This is a genomic window from Staphylococcus sp. HMSC36A10, from assembly GCF_001838845.1.
GTDB classification, from domain to species: domain Bacteria; phylum Bacillota; class Bacilli; order Staphylococcales; family Staphylococcaceae; genus Staphylococcus; species Staphylococcus aureus.
Genome location: NZ_KV839069.1, coordinates 21,324 through 38,671, shown reverse-complemented (window position 1 = coordinate 38,671; position 17,348 = coordinate 21,324). Strand labels below are relative to the sequence as shown.

Here is a 17,348-nt window from a genome sequence, read left to right as displayed (position 1 = left end):
TATTGTTCAAGTTTAGTAATCATTAAATTTCAATTAATTGTAGTAATTATGCTTTTTAAAAATAAATATTAGAAATGAAGTTAGCAACATTTATAGTGATTCACGATAAACATATATACCTAAGTATTGAGCAACTGCTGTAGTACTACAGCTTGGTTATGTTTAGTATCTTTTGCTGCATATAACAATAGAACATGATTATGCTGATTTACAATATCCTTTAATTTGTCAAAAGCATCTTTTTGTGCATCCTGATCACGTAATTCTTTTTCATATTTTTCTTTAAAAGCTCCAAAAAGTTTAGGATCATGTTGGAACCATTGTCGCAACTCAGTAGAAGGGGCAATGTCTTTTAACCAATAATCTAGGTTAGCAGTTCTTTTCGAAATACCTCTCGGCCAGACTCTATCGACTAGGATACGAATAGCGTCGGTATTATCTTTATTGTCATAAATCCGTCCAATATCTACGGTCATCTTGTGAACTCCTTTCTTATGAAATTCAGTGAGCATACATCAATGCATGTTGTGGTGGGACGACGAAATAAATTTTGCGAAAATCTCATTACTGTCCCACTCCCAATTAAAAAACAGCCATGACAAAGTAAAGTCATAGCTGTTTTTGTATATATGTTATTTATTTTTACGTTTAGTTAAATACTTCAAACCAACTGCAAAGACGGTGTAACCGGCAAGTGTTTGAATCAATGTTTTGATTAAATTGTTATTTTTAACAATAATATTTGCAGTAACAATACTTACGAAATATAATGCAAATACTTTTACGTAACGTTGATTAAGTTTCATATGAGCACTAAACCTCTTTTCTCAGTTATACTGCAACGCTTAGTCTTGGAATAAACGTTTCGTAGTGTACGCGATCCATATCGTAATTTAAAGATTTAAGTGCTTCGATCATAGATTGTAAGAATTTTGTACCACCACAGATATAAATTTCAGGTTTATTTGCTAAAAATACTTGTAATTCTTCAGCACCAATATAGCCTTGTTTATCTTTTAAGTGTGTATATAATTTAGCGTTGTCATGATGGCTTGCGATACTGTTGAAGTTGTCTTTGAAAGGTAAATGTTGTTCATTTTCAGCAACTTGAACCATCTGTGTATCTAAACCTTTGGCAGAGGCAGCTTCATACATAGCTACTAAAGGTGTAACACCAATACCTGAACCTAAGAAAAGTTGTGGTTCAGTCGTATTCTCTAATACGAATCCACCTACAGGCGCAGCTAAATTAATCATATCGCCTTCTTTAATCTCATCGTGTAAAATTGTTGAAACTTCGCCTTCATGTTCTGTTGTGACATCACGTTTAACGCCAAAAGTTAAATGGTTTTTTTCACCTGATACGATAGAATAGTGACGTTTAGCTCTATATGGAAGTTTATCACTAGAAACATCAACTGTGATGTATTGGCCTGGTGTAAATTCACTAAAGTCATATTCTTCAGTTTCAACTGTAAATGATTTAATGTCTTCAGATTCTTGTTTAATATTGGTAATTTTGCATGGTTTAAAACCAATCCACATCATTTGATCATAAATTTCTTTTTCAATTTGGATGAACACATCCGCAATAACGCCATATGCTTTTGCCCAAGCTTGAATGACAGGATCATTTTCTTCTAATCCTGTCACGTCTTGAATGGCTTTTAATAAATTTTCCCCCACAATTGGATAATGTTCAGCATAAACTTGTAGTGCGCAGTGTTTATATGCGACTGGCATAATGACTGGTTTAATAACACTTAAGTTATCGATATTAACCGCTGCGGCCATTACAGCTTGTGCTAATGCTGAAGATTGCATGCCTCGTTTTTGGTTCGTTTGATTAAACATGTTTAAAAGTTCAGGATGCGCTTTAAACATTTTTGGATAAAAGATTGACGTAATTTCTGTCCCTTTCTCTTTAAGTAAAGGCACCGTTTGTTTGATAATGTCTTTCTCTTGTTCTGTAAGCATGATACTCCTCCTTTAATCTGTCTATTTTGATTATTCTACTAAAAATTTCGATATTCAATTAATTGGTTTGAGAAAATATAAATAAAATGGCAAATTTGATAATTGTATGACATTTTTAATTTTTTAAATACTTATCAATAAGCATTGTGTACAATTGTCTGTTTGCACACCGACGATTGCGCACATTTATTTGACTAATTCAAAAAACATTGTTGTTTTCCTAGAAAAAAGTAAACATGATAATAAAAATGTGAAAGTGTAAATAATCACTGGCGAAGTACGAAGACTAAAGACATCTAAGATGTAATCGTATACAAATTAAAAAGGTGTAAAAATTAAAATAAAATGTGAAATAAATCACAATTTAATATTGACCCAGTACTTAATGCATGTTACATTTTATATGTGAAATAAATCACAAACTTAAAAGCGGATGACACATGACCTTTTAAGTTATGCGTTGAAAATAAAAGAGATGTTTATTTGCTTTTGTATCGTCAATAAGCAGCATTAAACTAACATATTTGAAGCTACACGTATGTTAGTGAATTAATCATAAGGGAGTTTTTGTAATGAACAAATTTAAAGGGAACAAAGTTGTATTAATAGGTAATGGTGCAGTAGGTTCAAGCTACGCATTTTCATTAGTGAACCAAAGCATTGTTGATGAATTAGTCATCATTGATTTAGACACTGAAAAAGTTCGAGGAGATGTTATGGATTTAAAACATGCCACACCATATTCTCCAACAACAGTTCGTGTGAAAGCTGGCGAATACAGTGATTGTCATGATGCGGATCTAGTTGTCATCTGTGCTGGTGCTGCACAAAAACCTGGAGAAACACGTTTAGATTTAGTATCTAAAAACTTGAAAATATTCAAATCAATTGTTGGTGAAGTAATGGCATCAAAATTTGATGGTATTTTCTTGGTAGCTACAAATCCTGTTGATATTTTAGCGTATGCAACATGGAAATTCTCTGGTTTACCTAAAGAACGTGTTATAGGTTCTGGTACAATTTTAGACTCTGCACGCTTTAGATTATTGTTAAGCGAAGCGTTCGATGTTGCGCCACGTAGCGTCGATGCTCAAATTATTGGTGAACATGGTGACACTGAATTACCAGTATGGTCACACGCTAATATTGCGGGTCAACCTTTGAAGACATTACTTGAACAACGTCCTGAGGGCAAAGCGCAAATTGAACAAATTTTTGTTCAAACACGTGATGCAGCATATGACATTATTCAAGCTAAAGGTGCCACTTATTATGGTGTTGCAATGGGATTAGCTAGAATTACTGAAGCGATTTTCAGAAATGAAGATGCCGTATTGACTGTATCAGCATTATTAGAAGGCGAATATGATGAAGAAGATGTTTATATTGGTGTTCCAGCAGTCATCAATAGAAACGGTATTCGCAACGTCGTAGAAATCCCATTAAACGACGAAGAACAAAGCAAGTTCGCACATTCAGCTAAAACATTAAAAGATATTATGGCTGAAGCAGAAGAACTTAAATAACTTTTTATAAAATCTATACCATTCCAAAAATTGTAAAACCTTACCCCAAAAATTGTATAAAGGGCTATTTGATACAACTATATGTGTCGAGTAGCCCTATTTTTAATGTAGTGAAAGTCGTTGTTGAAATTAAATTCAAATCTGGCACTTAAGCTTTAATCATAGCATTAAGATGATTGTCTAGCAGAGGCGATTTGCGGGCTCACTACAGTGCATGATGAACTTAATGCTTCAAATGTAACATTAAAAATAAAAGCAACGATGTCACTTCTTACTTCGTACATCGTTGCCATTAGTTCTGTTGATATTTCGGTTAGTCTTAATCCCCGAGCAATTCTTCAATTTCATTTTTGATAACTGTAACGTGAGGCCCATAAATTACTTGCACACCAGTGCCTTGCTGGATTACACCTTTGGCACCAGTACTTTCGAGTAATACTTTATCGACTTTGTCATTTTGATGAAGTGTGACGCGTAGTCTCGTTGCACAACAGTCAACGATTTCAATGTTATCTTTGCCTCCCAAACCAGCAACAATAGTTTGTGCTCTTTCAGTAGCCTCAACTTGTTGTGCTGCAGCTTTATCTTCTCGACCAGGTGTTTTGAAATTAAATTTCGTAATTAAGAATCTGAAAACGATGTAATACAAACAGAACCACACAATTCCAATAGGTATGACGTATAGGTAGTTTGTTTTACTATTACCTTGTAGCACACCAAAGAGTAAGAAATCGATAAAGCCTCCACTGAAGGTTTGACCAATTGTAATGTTGAAAATGTCTGCCATCATAAATGCTAATCCATCAAAGAAGGCATGGATTACATAAAGAATAGGTGCGACAAACAAGAAACTAAACTCTAAAGGTTCGGTAATACCTGTTAAAAATGAAGTGAGTGCAGCGGATAACATTAAACCGCCGACAACTTTTTTATGTTCAGGTTTAGCTGTGTGATAAATTGCAAGTGCGGCACCACATAAGCCGAACATCATCGTAATAAAACGGCCTGACATAAAGCGTGACACACCTGAATAATACTTCGTCACATCTGGATCACCAAGTTGAGCAAAGAAGATGTTCTGCGTACCTTGAACTAAGTGCCCTTTGACTTCCAAAGTACCACCAAGTGCCGTCTGCCAAAACGGTAAGTAAAAAATATGATGTAAACCGAGTGGACCTAACAATCTTAAGATGAAGCCATAAACAAAAGTACCGATGGCACCTGTTTTCGTTACAAATCCACCAACATGATAAATGCCGGCTTGTATGCTTGGCCAAATGAAAAACATCAATACACCTAAAAAGATTGCGGCAAATGCTGTGACAATAGGGACAAATCTAGAGCCACCAAAGAAACCTAAATACGGTGGTAATACTACTTTGTGATATTTGTTGTGAAGTATTGCGGTCATAATACCTGTGATAATCCCGCCAAAAACACCGGTTTCAACCGTTTGTATACCGAGCACCATGCCTTGTCCATTTTGTGCAAGCTGATCTTTTGCCAATGTGCCCGTGATAGTTAATAAGCCATTCATAGTTGCGTTCATAATTAAGAAACCGAGTAGTGCAGCTAAACCTGCAGTACCTTTATCGCTTCTAGATAATCCGATTGCGACACCAATTGCAAAGATGACTGGTAAATTTTGGAAAACAATACTACCTGCAGCTGACATTAATGTAAAAATATTTTGTAATAAGGTAATATCTAAAATAGGGTATGCTTTAACGGTGTTTGGATTACTTAATGCACCACCGATACCCAACAATAGACCTGCAGCTGGTAAGATTGCGATAGGTAGCATAAAGGACTTGCCGAACTGCTGTGCTTTTTCAAATAAAGATTTCATCAACATCCCTCCTAATTATTCTCAATATAGCTTTTGAGAAATTTAATATTAATATATATTCTGTGTATGAAAATATTTTTCATAAAAATTGTTTGAATCATGTAACAATCATATAAATTGCTGTTTATATTGTTGTGAAAATGAGTTGACAAAAGTCGGTATAGATATGTAGACATCCTATTTTTAGCGAGGTAGGTTGATAAGGCATATCGGATAAATTTATAAGCCATAAAATAGATAAATAGTGTTTGTATCCAAAAATATGAGAAAGTTAAAACTATTTTTCAAAATAAACATGATTCACCACATAAATAAATATACATAAGCTATCGATAACAACTTAAGAAAGGTGGATATATAAATGAAAAGAAAGATTATTATGGATTGTGATCCAGGACACGATGATGCAATAGCATTAATTTTAGCGGGGGCAATTGACAGTCCACTAGAGATATTAGCTGTAACAACAGTCGCAGGTAATCAATCAGTTGACAAGAATACGACAAACGCCTTGAACGTATTGGATATTATGGGACGCCAAGATATAGCAGTGGCGAAAGGTGCGGATAGGCCGTTAATTAAACCAGCTGCCTTTGCTTCTGAAATACATGGGGAATCTGGATTAGATGGTCCGAAACTACCGTCGACACCATCACGTCAAGCAGTTGCAATGCCAGCATCAGATGTGATTATAAACAAAGTGATGACGAGTGATACACCTGTAACAATTGTAGCGACAGGTCCTCTTACGAATGTAGCAACGGCATTGATTCGTGAGCCAAGAATCGCTGAGCATATTGAATCTATTACTTTGATGGGTGGTGGTACATTTGGAAATTGGACGCCTACAGCAGAATTCAATATTTGGGTAGATGCTGAAGGAGCGAAGCGTGTTTTTGAAAGTGGGATTACTATAAATGTGTTTGGTTTAGATGTAACACATCAAGTTTTAGCCGACGATCACGTGATTGAACGCTTTGAAAGTATCAATAATCCTGTTGCACAGTTCGTCGTAGAATTATTGCAATTCTTTAAGAAGACATACAAGACTCACTTTAATATGGACGGTGGTCCAATACATGATGCTTGTACAATTTTGTATTTGTTACAACCAGAATTGTTTACAATGGTACCCGTTAATATCGACATTGAACATCAAAGTCCACTAACTTATGGTACTATGGCTGTCGATTTAAATCATGTTACAGGTAAGCCTGCCAATGCTTATTTTGCTACAGCAGTTGATGTTGAAGAAGTGTGGAACTTGATAGATCATAAGTTACGTACATACGAATAATAATACTTAATTAAATAGATACAGTTAGCCCTAAGGTGCCTGATATAAGCGTCCTTAGGGTTTTTGTAGTGGATTACAATGGTCATGACAATTTGATAATGATTGAGATATGTATGTTAAAAATGCTTCAAAAAACACAAAATACAAAAATATATTCGAAATTTCAATTGCTTTATTTTAAAAGATTAAAATCACAAAAAATATAGATATAATTGAAATGTTGTTAAAACATCACAATGATGTACATGCTCATTTTGAAAATATGTGTTCAAAGTGTGTACATCGGTGTGACGATTGATGATAAATTGAGCTCAGATGCTCAAAGGAGGATCGAACATGAACGGGGATAATCAGCAAATACTCAGAGAAATTGTATTGAATCCTACTATTCATGGTAAAGAACTTGAATCGATATTTGGTTTGTCTCGTAGACAACTAGGATATCGCATTCAAAAAATCAATTTGTGGCTTGAACAAGAGGGTTATCCAAAACTTGAAAGAACAAGCCAAGGAAATTTTATTGTAAGTTCTGAAATCATGACGTTGTTCAAACGAGATGTATCAGAGCAGCAAATGTTAAACGGCAACAATGTCATTTTTAGCATAGAAACACGTCGTTATTATTTAATGCTCATGCTTTTTAGTAAGGAAAACGCAATGTCTCTAAACCATTTTTCAATTGATTTACAAGTCAGTAAAAATACTGTCATTCACGATATAAATCATGTGAAAGAGCAATTGGAAAATCATGGTTTGTCACTTAAGTATTCTCGAAAACATGGTTATGAAATTGTTGGTGATGAATTTGAAGTTCGCCGTTTCTTCATTAAGTTGATTGATCAAAGGTTGAATCATGATATTACTAAAAGTGAAGTTTTAAAGGCGCTCAACTTAACATTCGAAGATATCGCATATCAAAAAGACAAAATCAAACAGGTAGAACAATTTTTGAAGAGTCGCTTTATAGACAAATCACTTAGTTCATTGCCTTATGTCCTTTGTGTGATTCGTAGACGAATTCAAAGTGGTCATGTGATGAATCCATTAAATATTAATTATCAGTATTTGAGGGATACGAAAGAATATCAAGCAACGGAGATTATGACGCAACTTGAGCCGGATTTGCCAGAAGCGGAAAAGTTATATTTGACATTACACTTACTTTCAACAAGTGTGCAATGGACTGATTTGCAGGAATCAGATAACATATCGAATTTAACGATGGCTATCGCTCAAATGATTCACCATTTTGAACAAATCACTTTTATTAACATTGAAGATAAGGAGAAATTATCACAGCAACTCTTGTTACATTTAACGCCTGCTTTTTATAGGATTAAATATAACTTAACGGATCGTGATGAATTAATAAATCCTTTACAAGGAAATTATCAATCCTTATTTCATATGGTGAAACAATCATGTCAATCGTTAACTGAATATTTCGGAAAATCGTTACCTGATAATGAAATAGCATATTTAACCATGTTGTTCGGAGGTAGTTTGAGACGTCAAGATGAAAACTTCGATGGCAAGATAAAAGCTATTATCGTGTGTACACAAGGCACGTCAGTATCACAAATGATGTTATACGAGTTGCGAAACTTATTTCCAGAAATTATTTTCTTAGATGCGATTTCACTTAGAACATTTGAAAATTACACATTAGATTATGACATCGTCTTTTCACCAATGTTTGTCCTAACACATAAAAAATTATTTATCACAAAAGTAGCTTTATCTGAAAATGAGCAACGAAAGTTACGTAAAGAAGTGATGAAGTACATTAATAAGGAATCGGCTGACATTGATAAGGAAATAAACAAGTTAATGGCATTAATTGAACGCACTACGACAGTTAATGACATTACAGAACTACGTGATGGTTTAGAAGATTTTATTGCGAATTATAATTCAATTTCAACCATTAATGGATCGATTGTCACACAAAATAAGACATTAGATTTAGCTGACTTGATACCGGCAAGGCACGTGAAAAGAATACATCATGTTGAAAATATTGATGAAGCTATTGCTAAAGCAAGTGATGTGTTAGTTGCTAATCATTTTATTGATATTAAATATATTCATGAGATGCAACAGGCATTTGATGATTCGTATATGGTTATCATGCAAAATATTGCTATTCCACATGCATACTCTGAAAAGCATGTACATAAAACGGCGATGAGTATGATGATATTACAAGAACCAATATACATGTCAGATGGCACAGCAATCCATATTATTGTACCTATTGCTGCTGTTGATAAAGTGACACACTTAAGAGCGTTACTACAATTGAGAGATGTGGCGCAAGACAATGACGCAATTAAGCGCATCATACAAAGTCGCAAAAATTCTGATGTAAATGAGATTTTAAAAAATTATTCAAATAAAGAAGCGAGGGAAAATGGATGGGACAGCAATTAGTGCATAAAGAAAATATAATGCTCAATTTGTCGGCAACTGATAAAGAATCCGTATTGTCACAAATGTCAGATGTGTTATTTCAAAATGGGTTCGTGAAGTCAACGTTTAAAGATGCAGTCATCGATAGAGAAAAAGAATTTGCTACTGGTTTACCAACGCATCTATGTTCGGTCGCTATACCGCATACAGATGTCGAACATATTAACTATAGAACGATAGGTGTGGCTGTTCTAGAAAAAGAAGTGCCGTTTATTGAAATGGGAACACTTGATCAACAGACAGAAGTGAAAATCGTTTTTATGTTAGCAATGAATAAAGTAGATGATCAACTTAAGCTGTTACAACAGTTGATGCAAATTTTTCAAAGTGAAGAAAAATTGGAGCAGATTCTACGAACGAAAGATGAAACAATTTTAGCAACACTAATCAATGATTATTTGGAATATAACTAAAAATTAATTGGAGGAATTGAAAATGAAACAAGTATTAGTAGCGTGTGGTGCAGGTATTGCAACGTCAACAGTAGTAAATAATGCAATTGAGGAAATGGCAAAGGAACACAATATTAAAGTAGATATTAAACAAATCAAAATTACAGAAGTTGGACCTTATGAAGACACTGCAGATTTATTAGTTACAACTGCAATGACAAAAAAAGAATATAAATTCCCAGTTATCAACGCACGTAATTTCTTAACTGGTATTGGTATTGAAGAAACAAAACAACAAATCTTAACAGAGTTACAAAAATAACGGAATTGATATGTAACGTGGGTCAATAACATATAAATATATGCAAATTGCATATAAATGACTATCACGACAAATGATTGTTGATGACATAGAAACGCAGTGACTGTAATTCAAAGGGACTGCAGTCGAATGTAGTAAGGGTTGTCGTTGAAATGACCGTAACGTCAAATGTAATCACAATCGGAAAGTATCGTGACAATGCATATATAACAGGGAGGGTTTAAATATGAGTTACTTCACTGATTTTGTAAGGGGATTTTTAGATTTAGGTGCAACTGTTATTTTACCGGTTGTCATATTCTTGCTTGGCCTATTCTTTAGGCAGAAAATTGGAGCGGCATTTAGGTCTGGTTTAACAATAGGTGTGGCTTTTGTAGGGATTTTCTTAGTCATCGATTTATTAGTTAAAAATTTAGGGCCAGCAGCACAAGCGATGGTTAAAAATTTAGGCGTCAGTCTGAATGTGATTGATGTAGGTTGGCCAGCAACATCATCTATCGCTTGGGCATCATCTGTCGCAGCATTTATTATTCCACTCGGAATCATAGTTAACGTTGTATTGCTAGTAACTAAAGTGACAAAGACGATGAATGTAGATATTTGGAATTTTTGGCATTATACGTTTACAGCAGCAATGGTTTATGCCGTATCAGGCAGTATTTGGCAAGCGTTATTAGCAGCAGTTATTTTCCAAGTTATCTGTTTGAAAGTAGCAGATTGGACAGCACCGATGATGAGTGAGTTCTTTGATTTACCAGGTGTATCGATTGCGACAGGAAGCACAATTTCTTATGCACCAGGTATTTACTTAGTTAAATTGTTACAAAAAGTACCCGGTCTGAATAAGTTAGATGCTGATCCTGAAACAATTCAAAAACGTTTTGGCGCATTTGGAGAGTCTATATTTGTCGGCTTAATTTTAGGTTTAGGTATTGGTGTGTTAGCAGGTTACAAACCTGGAGACATCATTAATTTAGGAATGTCAATGGCTGCAGTAATGGTATTAATGCCTAGAATGGTAAAAATCTTAATGGAAGGTTTAATGCCAGTTTCAGAGTCTGCAAGAACATGGCTAAATAAACGTTTTGGCGAACGTGAAATTTATATTGGATTGGATGCGGCTGTAGCATTAGGTCATCCAGCGGTTATTTCGACAGCATTAATTTTAGTACCTATCACTGTTTTATTAGCCGTTATTTTACCAGGAAACCAAGTACTACCTTTTGGTGACTTAGCAACGATACCATTTGTTGTCGCGTTTATTGTTGGTGCAGCAAGAGGAAACATTATTCATTCTGTCATTGTGGGCACGATTATGATTGCAATTTCATTATATATTGCAACAGACGTAGCACCTATTTTCACAGATATGGCGAAAGGTACGAATGTACAAATGCCAAAAGGTTCATCTGAAATTTCAAGTATTGATCAAGGTGGTAATATCGTTAACTATCTTATCTTTAAACTATTTAGTCTATTCAATTAAAAATCGAGGTGTTTGTGGTGAAAGCTTTAGTAAAAACAAGAGAAGGACATGGCAACTTAGAACTTCTTGATAAAGAAGTTGCAACACCGCTAGATGATAAAGTAAAGATTAAAGTACATTATGCAGGAATTTGTGGCACAGACATTCATACTTATGAAGGGCATTATAAAGTTAATTTTCCAGTGACATTAGGTCATGAATTTTCTGGTGAAATCGTTGAAGTTGGAGCAGACGTTAAAGATTTTAAAGTTGGTGACCGTGTCACTTCTGAAACGACATTCTATGTTTGTAATGAGTGTGAATACTGTAAATCAAAAGACTATAATTTATGCAACCATCGAAAAGGTATTGGAACACAAGTTGATGGCGCATTTACTAATTATGTCATTGCACGTGAAGAAAGTTTGCATCATATTCCAGATGAAGTATCGTATCAGTCTGCAGCTATGACAGAACCATTAGCATGTGCACATCATGGCGTTTCTAAGATTCAAGTCAATTCAGGCGATGTAGCAGTTGTAATGGGACCTGGGCCAATCGGATTACTTGTAGCACAAGTGTTAAAAAGTAAAGGCGCAACTGTTGTGGTAACTGGATTGGACAATGACAAAGTCAGATTAGATAAAGCAGAAGCATTGCACATGGATTATGTAGTCAATTTACAACAAACAGACTTAAAAACGTATATCAATGGAATTACAGACGGTTACGGTGCAGATGTTGTTGTTGAATGTTCAGGTGCAGTTCCAGCAGCACGACAAGGTTTGGATATTTTACGCAAAAAAGGTTTCTACAGTCAAATAGGTATTTTTAAGGATGCTGAAATTCCATTTGATATGGAAAAAGTGATTCAAAAAGAAATAACAGTTGTTGGTAGTAGAAGTCAAAAGCCAGCAGATTGGGAACCTTCATTGCAACTTATGGCGGATGGTTTAGTAAATGCTGAAGCTTTGGTGACAAAAATATATGATATTTCGAAATGGGACGAGGCGTATCAACATTTAAAATCTGGCGAAGGTATTAAAGCATTACTTAAGCCGCTCGATTTAGATGAAAATGAAGGAGAGAATTAATATGGTAGAATCAATGCTAACTTTTATGCTTGGGCCATTAAGACAAATCACTGATTTTTATATGGAACATTTACTCGTAAGTAATTCCATTGTCATTGCAGGTTATTTTGCGACAGGTATTTTTAAAAAGAAAAAAGTTGTGAATTAAATCAAATTTGAGGTGATTTACAAGTGAAAGCATTGAAATTATATGGCGTGGAAGATTTACGGTATGAGGATAATGAAAAGCCAGTCATTGAAAGTGCGAATGACGTTATTGTTAAAGTACGAGCGACTGGCATATGTGGTTCAGACACGTCACGATACAAAAAAATGGGGCCATACATTAAAGGTATGCCATTTGGTCATGAATTTTCAGGTGTTGTAGATGCCATTGGAAGTGATGTTACGCATGTTAATGTAGGCGACAAAGTGACAGGTTGCCCAGCAATACCTTGTTATCAATGCGAGTATTGTTTAAAAGGTGAATATGCACGATGTGAAAAGTTATTCGTTATTGGCTCATATGAACCTGGATCGTTCGCGGAATATGTCAAATTGCCAGCGCAAAATGTTTTAAAGGTTCCAGACAATGTTGATTACATTGAAGCAGCAATGGTTGAGCCATCAGCCGTTGTTGCGCATGGGTTTTATAAATCGAATATACAACCTGGTATGACTGTTGCAGTAATGGGGTGTGGCAGTATAGGTTTGTTAGCTATTCAATGGGCACGAATATTTGGTGCTGCACATATCATCGCTATAGATATAGATGCGCATAAACTAGATATTGCAACATCATTGGGCGCACATCAAACAATCAATTCAAAAGAAGAAAATCTTGAGAAATTCATCGAAAATCATTACGCCAATCAAATCGATTTAGCTATAGAATCATCAGGTGCTAAAGTTACGATTGGTCAAATATTGACGCTACCTAAAAAAGGTGGCGAGGTGGTATTACTCGGAATACCATATGATGATATTGAGATTGATCGCGTTCATTTTGAAAAAATTCTGCGTAACGAGTTGACAGTATGTGGCTCTTGGAACTGTTTGTCCAGTAATTTTCCGGGCAAAGAGTGGACGGCAACCTTACATTATATGAAGACGAAAGATATTAATGTAAAGCCTATTATTTCTCATTTTTTACCGTTAGAAAAAGGCCCAGAGACATTTGATAAATTAGTTAACAAGAAAGAACGATTTGATAAAGTCATGTTTACGATTTATTAGTATGCACCTTTGAGGACGAAAACACTGGTATAGTTATAGCTATGAAAGTGCGAATGCCGTCTGGTCTACAGATACTATCGAAATAACTCATCTTCGAATATACGTTGCTAAATAGCCGGTTTACTTGTGTGAAATATGCTTGTGAATCGGTTGTTTTGCATTTTGTATACTTAAAATGAGATGGCAATATTTGATAATTTTTAAAGTGAAAATCAAGTACAGCCACTTAATAAGATAAATTTATTATAATATATGGTAAAATGATGGCAGTAATAATGAATTTGAAAAAGAGTAAACATTAATACCTTTAACAATTTAATATCGTCAGAGTTAATGATTAACTGCATGGCAAAACAACTTAGAATGGTCAGTTACAAAAATACATTTTTATAAAAAATTATCACACTATTGTGACAACTATCTTTGGATTAATAAAAGAGGCAAGTGAGCAATAGGTTAGGCTTATGTGCGGGCATAGGTCAGTAATGTATAAATGGAAATGATGTAATGACAGAATGGAGGACAACATGATTTATGCAGGTATTTTAGCAGGAGGTATTGGTTCGAGAATGGGGAACGTGCCATTACCAAAACAATTTTTAGATATTGATAATAAACCGATTTTAATCCATACAATTGAGAAGTTCATTTTAGTGAGTGAATTTAATGAGATTATTATCGCAACGCCAGCACAGTGGATTTCCCATACACAGGATATTTTAAAAAAATATAACATTACAGATCAACGTGTCAAAGTAGTTGCAGGTGGTACGGATCGAAATGAAACAATTATGAACATTATCGACCATATTCGCAATGTAAATGGAATTAATAATGATGATGTGATTGTAACTCATGATGCCGTAAGACCATTTTTAACTCAACGTATTATTAAAGAGAACATTGAAGTAGCAGCAAAATATGGTGCAGTAGATACAGTCATTGAAGCAATTGATACGATTGTAATGTCTAAAGATAAACAGAACATACACAGTATCCCTGTAAGGAATGAAATGTATCAAGGCCAAACACCACAATCATTTAATATTAAATTATTACAAGATAGTTATCGCGCCTTAAGTAGTGAACAAAAAGAAATCTTATCAGATGCATGTAAAATCATTGTCGAATCTGGACATGCAGTTAAATTGGTACGTGGAGAACTATACAACATTAAAGTGACAACACCGTATGATTTAAAAGTAGCAAATGCCATTATTCAAGGTGATATTGCCGATGATTAATCAAGTATATCAACTCGTTGCACCGAGACAGTTCGACGTCACATATAATAATGTTGATATTTATGGTAATCATGTCATCGTAAGACCTTTATACTTGTCTATTTGTGCAGCTGATCAAAGGTATTACACAGGTCGAAGAGATGAAAATGTACTACGCAAAAAATTACCAATGTCATTAGTTCATGAAGCTGTTGGTGAAGTTGTATTTGATAGTAAAGGGGTATTTGAAAAAGGTACGAAAGTAGTAATGGTACCGAATACACCTACAGAGCAACATCATATTATTGCGGAGAATTACTTAGCCTCTAGTTATTTTAGATCTAGTGGTTATGATGGTTTTATGCAAGACTACGTTGTGATGGCACATGATCGTATCGTTCCGCTGCCTAATGACATTGATTTGAGTACGATTTCATACACAGAGTTAGTGTCAGTAAGTTATCATGCTATACAACGATTTGAACGTAAATCTATACCTTTGAAAACCAGCTTTGGTATTTGGGGTGATGGTAACTTAGGTTATATTACTGCTATTTTGCTACGTAAGTTGTACCCAGAAGCTAAAACTTATGTATTTGGTAAGACAGACTATAAATTAAGTCATTTTTCATTTGTAGATGACATCTTTACAGTAAATCAAATACCAGATGATCTTAAAATTGATCATGCATTTGAATGTGTTGGAGGTAAAGGAAGTCAAGTTGCACTTCAACAAATAGTTGAACATATTTCACCAGAAGGCAGTATTGCTTTGTTAGGCGTAAGTGAATTACCCGTGGAAGTGAATACACGATTAGTACTTGAAAAAGGATTAACGTTGATTGGTAGTAGTCGAAGCGGCTCTAAAGATTTTGAGCAAGTTGTTGATTTATATCGTAAGTACCCAGACATTGTTGAAAAGTTAGCATTATTAAAAGGACATGAAATTAATGTATGTACGATGCAAGATATCGTCCAAGCGTTTGAAATGGATTTATCGACATCTTGGGGAAAAACAGTATTGAAATGGACGATTTAATAAACCGATGGGGGAATAACAATGACAAAAACGAAACAAGCAATACATATTGATAACATATACTGGGAACGTGTTCAGTTATATATTGAAGGACATAGTGAAGGTGTCGATTTAACATCAGGACAATTTGTTCTGAGGAATTTAACCGAAACAAAAACATTAGAAGCAAATGAAATGAAAATAGACGGTAATACATTTATATGTAGATTCAACGTCGCAATATTAGACGATGGGTATTATTTACCAATGGATAAATATTTATTTGTTTATCATGACCAGTTAGAGTATATTGGACAACTTAATCCAAATATTATTGATCAAGCTTATGAGGGATTAAATGAAGAGCAAATTGAAGAATACAATGAGCTGACTACACAAAATGGAAAAGCAAACTATTTATTAGCGTATGATGCTAAAGTTTTCCGTAAAGGTGGCGTATCACAACATACTGTCTATACCATTACTCCGGAAATAGCAAGTGACGTTAACGAATTTGTATTTGATATTGAAATCACCTTACCTCAAGAGAAATCAGGGGTCATTGCGACAAGTGCACACTGGCTTCATAAACAAGGTCATAAAGCTTCATTTGAAAGTAGAAGTTTCTTATTTAAAGCTATTTTTAATATTACAAAGTTACTACATATTAAAAGAAGCAAAACAATATTATTCACATCAGATTCGCGTCCGAATTTATCAGGGAATTTCAAGTATGTATATGATGAGTTACTACGCCAAAAAGTAGATTTTGATTATGATATTAAAACGGTATTTAAGGCGAATATTACGGATAGACGTAAATGGAGAGACAAGTTTAGATTGCCATATTTACTTGGTAAGGCAGATTATATTTTTGTTGATGATTTCCATCCATTAATTTATACGGTTCGCTTTAGACCATCACAAGAAATTATTCAAGTGTGGCATGCCGTTGGTGCTTTTAAAACAGTTGGCTTTAGTCGTACAGGTAAAAAAGGTGGTCCATTTATCGATTCATTAAACCATCGTAGTTACACGAAAGCATATGTTTCATCAGAAACCGATATTCCATTTTATGCTGAAGCATTTGGAATTAGAGAAGAAAATGTTGTACCAACAGGTGTACCACGTACTGATGTACTATTTGATGAAGCTTATGCAACACAAATTAAACAAGAGATGGAAGATGAATTGCCAATTATAAAAGGTAAGAAAGTTATTCTATTCGCACCGACATTTAGAGGTAATGGTCACGGTACGGCACATTATCCATTTTTTAAAATTGATTTTGAACGTTTAGCAAGATACTGCGAGAAGCATAATGCAGTTGTGTTATTCAAAATGCATCCGTTCGTAAAAAATAGACTTAATATTTCACGTGAACATAGACAATACTTTATCGATGTGTCAGATCATCGTGAAGTTAACGATATTCTCTTTGTTACAGACTTGTTGATTAGTGATTATTCATCTTTAATATATGAATATGCAGTATTTA

At 34.5% G+C, this 17,348-nt stretch carries 17 protein-coding genes and 1 pseudogene; 14 read left to right on the top strand and 4 right to left on the bottom strand.

Annotation, left to right across the window (positions count from 1 at the left end):
* Positions 1-119: 119 nt before the first annotated feature.
* The 3 genes from HMPREF3247_RS01100 to HMPREF3247_RS01090 form a co-directional block, all read right to left on the bottom strand.
* The gene (locus HMPREF3247_RS01100; RefSeq protein WP_000215214.1) at positions 120-476 is read right to left on the bottom strand and encodes a DUF488 domain-containing protein; all 357 of its coding nucleotides are present in this window, start codon (positions 474-476) and stop codon (positions 120-122) included.
* Between the two features lie 156 nt (positions 477-632).
* The gene (locus HMPREF3247_RS01095) at positions 633-806 is read right to left on the bottom strand and encodes a hypothetical protein (RefSeq protein WP_000773990.1); all 174 of its coding nucleotides are present in this window, start codon (positions 804-806) and stop codon (positions 633-635) included.
* A 25-nt stretch (positions 807-831) separates the two neighbouring features.
* A complete protein-coding gene (locus HMPREF3247_RS01090; protein WP_000954800.1) occupies positions 832-1,977 on the bottom strand; it encodes a globin domain-containing protein in 1,146 nt (381 codons plus the stop codon).
* A 154-nt stretch (positions 1,978-2,131) separates the two neighbouring features.
* On the opposite strand from HMPREF3247_RS01090, the gene HMPREF3247_RS01085 reads away from it, so the two are divergent.
* Both HMPREF3247_RS01085 and HMPREF3247_RS01080 read left to right on the top strand, forming a co-directional pair.
* On the top strand, positions 2,132-2,239 hold the full coding sequence (locus tag HMPREF3247_RS01085; protein WP_031866208.1) for a hypothetical protein: 108 nt from the start codon (positions 2,132-2,134) through the stop codon (positions 2,237-2,239).
* Positions 2,240-2,549: 310 nt separating this feature from the next.
* Positions 2,550-3,503 carry an L-lactate dehydrogenase gene (locus HMPREF3247_RS01080; protein WP_001031880.1) on the top strand — a complete coding sequence of 318 codons (954 nt, stop codon included), beginning with the start codon at positions 2,550-2,552 and terminating at the stop codon, positions 3,501-3,503.
* 319 nt (positions 3,504-3,822) lie between these two features.
* On the opposite strand, the gene HMPREF3247_RS01070 is transcribed toward HMPREF3247_RS01080, so the two are convergent.
* Positions 3,823-5,352, bottom strand: a complete 1,530-nt coding sequence (locus HMPREF3247_RS01070; RefSeq protein WP_000838204.1) for a PTS transporter subunit EIIC — start codon at positions 5,350-5,352, stop codon at positions 3,823-3,825.
* Positions 5,353-5,713: 361 nt separating this feature from the next.
* Between HMPREF3247_RS01070 and HMPREF3247_RS01065 the strand changes: the two genes are divergently transcribed.
* From HMPREF3247_RS01065 to HMPREF3247_RS01015, 12 genes and pseudogenes are all read left to right on the top strand, one after another.
* A complete protein-coding gene (locus HMPREF3247_RS01065) occupies positions 5,714-6,649 on the top strand; it encodes a nucleoside hydrolase (protein WP_000823223.1) in 936 nt (311 codons plus the stop codon).
* Positions 6,650-6,758: 109 nt separating this feature from the next.
* A pseudogene (locus HMPREF3247_RS14650) lies at positions 6,759-6,855 on the top strand (hypothetical protein).
* A 130-nt stretch (positions 6,856-6,985) separates the two neighbouring features.
* On the top strand, positions 6,986-9,082 hold the full coding sequence (locus tag HMPREF3247_RS01060) for a BglG family transcription antiterminator (RefSeq protein ID WP_001012754.1): 2,097 nt from the start codon (positions 6,986-6,988) through the stop codon (positions 9,080-9,082).
* Positions 9,067-9,534, top strand: a complete 468-nt coding sequence (locus tag HMPREF3247_RS01055; protein ID WP_000531479.1) for a PTS sugar transporter subunit IIA — start codon at positions 9,067-9,069, stop codon at positions 9,532-9,534. The genes HMPREF3247_RS01060 and HMPREF3247_RS01055 overlap by 16 nt, the downstream gene beginning before the upstream one ends.
* A gap of 22 nt (positions 9,535-9,556) precedes the next feature.
* A complete protein-coding gene (locus HMPREF3247_RS01050; protein ID WP_000815795.1) occupies positions 9,557-9,835 on the top strand; it encodes a PTS sugar transporter subunit IIB in 279 nt (92 codons plus the stop codon).
* A 226-nt stretch (positions 9,836-10,061) separates the two neighbouring features.
* Positions 10,062-11,321, top strand: a complete 1,260-nt coding sequence (locus HMPREF3247_RS01045) for a PTS galactitol transporter subunit IIC (protein WP_000120109.1) — start codon at positions 10,062-10,064, stop codon at positions 11,319-11,321.
* A 17-nt stretch (positions 11,322-11,338) separates the two neighbouring features.
* On the top strand, positions 11,339-12,394 hold the full coding sequence (locus HMPREF3247_RS01040) for a zinc-binding dehydrogenase (RefSeq protein WP_000646203.1): 1,056 nt from the start codon (positions 11,339-11,341) through the stop codon (positions 12,392-12,394).
* Position 12,395: 1 nt separating this feature from the next.
* Entirely contained in the window at positions 12,396-12,542 is a 147-nt protein-coding gene (locus HMPREF3247_RS01035) for a hypothetical protein (RefSeq protein ID WP_000230358.1), read from the top strand.
* A 23-nt stretch (positions 12,543-12,565) separates the two neighbouring features.
* Entirely contained in the window at positions 12,566-13,609 is a 1,044-nt protein-coding gene (locus HMPREF3247_RS01030; protein WP_000645608.1) for a galactitol-1-phosphate 5-dehydrogenase, read from the top strand.
* Between the two features lie 527 nt (positions 13,610-14,136).
* The gene (locus HMPREF3247_RS01025) at positions 14,137-14,853 is read left to right on the top strand and encodes a 2-C-methyl-D-erythritol 4-phosphate cytidylyltransferase (RefSeq protein ID WP_000638475.1); all 717 of its coding nucleotides are present in this window, start codon (positions 14,137-14,139) and stop codon (positions 14,851-14,853) included.
* Complete coding sequence (locus HMPREF3247_RS01020) at positions 14,846-15,871, top strand: alcohol dehydrogenase catalytic domain-containing protein (protein WP_000610189.1); 1,026 nt, start codon at positions 14,846-14,848, stop codon at positions 15,869-15,871. Before HMPREF3247_RS01025 ends, HMPREF3247_RS01020 begins: the two co-directional genes overlap by 8 nt.
* A 21-nt stretch (positions 15,872-15,892) precedes the next feature.
* Positions 15,893-17,348: CDP-glycerol glycerophosphotransferase family protein (locus tag HMPREF3247_RS01015; RefSeq protein ID WP_070866167.1), on the top strand; the 1,456-nt coding region annotated here is incomplete at its 3' end.